2 protein-coding genes are annotated in these 2,567 nt (G+C 40.0%); one reads left to right on the top strand and one right to left on the bottom strand.

Going from position 1 to position 2,567, the window contains the following annotated elements; all coding sequences use genetic code 11:
- Window positions 1-563 precede the first annotated feature (563 nt).
- Window positions 564-1,319 (bottom strand): flavodoxin family protein, encoded by a 756-nt coding sequence (locus tag FC82_RS13740; RefSeq protein WP_056997290.1) that lies wholly within the window; start codon window positions 1,317-1,319, stop codon window positions 564-566.
- Between the two features lie 266 nt (window positions 1,320-1,585).
- Between FC82_RS13740 and FC82_RS13745 the strand changes: the two genes are divergently transcribed.
- Window positions 1,586-2,389, top strand: coding sequence for a hypothetical protein (locus FC82_RS13745; RefSeq protein WP_056997291.1), 804 nt, complete (start codon window positions 1,586-1,588; stop codon window positions 2,387-2,389).
- Window positions 2,390-2,567 lie beyond the last annotated feature (178 nt).

A 2,567-nucleotide genomic window follows, 5' to 3' on the forward strand; every position in this document is an offset into this window, starting at 1 on the left:
AGTTGATATGCCCTGCACTTTGTGAAACAAAACTTTGTTCAGTTTTCAAAGGTCTATTCCGTTAACTCTTTGCGAGTCAACTTTTAAATTATACCTCGTTATCATCAACAATGTCAACAACTAATTTCATGAAGAAATTTGAAGATGTTAGACATTTCCTGTCGCGACAACTTTATTACTATATCATCGCCGGTCAAAACTGTCAACAAAACTTGTTGCTAATTGTTCTGATTTTACCAAGAGACGGCTTAGATTTTTCACAAACTTTTGTCAATTCACGAATAATGTGAAACTTTTTTCTTTTTTTGTTCTTGTTTTCAAATTGATTCAACACTTATTTGGCTTTAAGCAAACACTTGATTCGTTTTTTGAATCTAAAAAAAAGAATTTTGTTTTCTTCAAACCAATGCGTAAAACGTCAAATTCATCGAATTTGTTCACTATCATGACAACAACGAGACCAATAGCACCACTCCTCCTCCCACGTCAGCGAGTGTAAAAAAATCTTCCCAACCAATAAATATCTGGTCAAGGAAGACAATCACCCACAAAGTATTAGATCATCAGCGTCGTGTATGTCGAACAAAAGTAAAGTAATGCAGTAGACATGCCAGCAATATGAAGAAGATAATCACGAAACTCACGTAACGCAACCAGAAATTAGTTGTTAAAAAAGGCAAAAGAGATTGAATGCTCATTGTTGCCAGCGCCATCACAGCAATCATGACAAATAAAAGCAGATATCGTTTCACGGTCTCATCATCCTTTCGTTCCTTCACTACTAGTTTTGCTCCCAACCGACGAGCTGCGGCAACTTTATCAGCTGGCACTTGCATCATCTGCCAAGTACCGGGTAAAACCACTTCCCGCACTTTGTGCAACCCGGCCACACTCATGGCCTTGTCAATCATTGTAAAAGTGGCGTCAGTTTGATGTGTGAAAGTATTATCCAAACCACTCGCGAAACAACTGGTGACACTCACATAGTGCTTGTCCTTGTACTGCCCTGGCAGTGTGTCACCCTTTTTAGTCATACGAACCATTCGCGGGCGAAGACAATCAAAGAATTGTTTAAACTGACCCGCTACTGTCCCGAAATATGTAGGACTACCCAATACCCATACATCTGCAGCCGAAAGCTTGGTGGCTAATAGATCTAAATCTGAATTACTCTGCCCTGGTCGATCTGCCGCTAAATGATAGTTGTTCAAATTAATAAACTCGCAGTCAGCATCATGTGCGCCATTCAATATCTCTTTCATGATAGTGGCCGTCAAGCCGTCAATATCCTGTCCTCCAAATACACCAAGGATTCTCATATACTCACCTCAACGATTAGCCTATCGAAAAATACTGGCCTTGTAAACGAATGTGTCCTTACAACTGAGTTATTAAACAATAGTCGTCGTTCTGTTTTTCTCACCGCCGGCTAACATACTAAGATGAATAAGCGCTTTGCTCGCTTTCCGCATAAATTCGGGTAAAATTAATGTAGTGACTCCTGTCAGTCCTATATATGTTGCGTTTTCTGTTTTCAAACGAATGTGTTGTTGTGTTAGGTTACTATATGAAATGGGGTCAGCCTATGAAGTTAGATCAAACATTTATTAAAACACCACTGGGACTTATCAACCCAAAATTCAATCAACTGCTAATTAATGGGCGAGTTACGCTAAGCTTACGTGGCGCGCCAAACGGGGTGTTCACCCATGATGTTGAGGGGAATTTCAGTCAGGTCGTTTTATTTAAAGAAGCATCACAAATTGATGAAATCGGTATTGTCAACTTGTTTCCAAAAGATGGTGATGCATATACGGTACGTGCTAATTTGGCCAATTTTACAATAGCTGGAGGCAAAACGGTTGCCGAATTGCTCACTAAAGTCACGCTTAAAGATCTCACTGACAATATCTTTATTAAATTATCTGCCGATTATTTTCTCGTTAAACCAGAATTCTTTGGCTCGAAGAGTTTCTTAAATTCGAGTCAGTCTCTACCAGCCTACTACCCGTTGGCAGTCAACAAAACGTTGTTTACCGATACGTATAATCAACATTACGTGGTCCCGCTGCCAACTAGCGTGCAACGCATTGTCGTCAACGACAATGAAAGTATCCCCATCATATTTTTTGAAGCAACGGGAACAACAACTTCAACAATTCTTTTGAAATTAGATGATGATGCAAAAGCTTATCGCTATGAACGCCCATCAAGTAATCTCACCATGACTTATCAGTTTCAGATTAAACATCAGGGCAGTCTCATTGTTCACACATTAAATGGTTTCGAAGTATTGTCACCCGAGTTTTTTAGTCAAGGCGCGTTTACCGCAGCGTTAGCCGAACCATGGTTTCATGCCATCGAAAGTGATGACAAGGCTGAATGGTAATGGTATACATTAGACCGATTTTTTTATCACTCGCAATAGAAAAAGGGTAGCAACAGGCTCAATTTTGATATGAGCGGTGTTAGCTACCTTTTTTATATTATTTGTAATGTCCTTCCGGACACAAAAAACCGCTGACCTCAGTCAACGGTTCATCTTCGCGCGGCAACGTCCTACCCTC

The sequence above is a fragment of the Secundilactobacillus collinoides DSM 20515 = JCM 1123 genome (assembly GCF_001435975.1).
GTDB classification, from domain to species: Bacteria; Bacillota; Bacilli; order Lactobacillales; family Lactobacillaceae; genus Secundilactobacillus; species Secundilactobacillus collinoides.

Bases quoted from the DNA above. Each gene is read 5' to 3' on its own strand.
- FC82_RS13745 (WP_056997291.1), top strand. From the start codon at position 1,586: ATGAAGTTAGATCAAACATTTATTAAAACACCACTGGGACTTATCAAC.
- FC82_RS13740 (WP_056997290.1), bottom strand. From the start codon at position 1,319: ATGAGAATCCTTGGTGTATTTGGAGGACAGGATATTGACGGCTTGACG.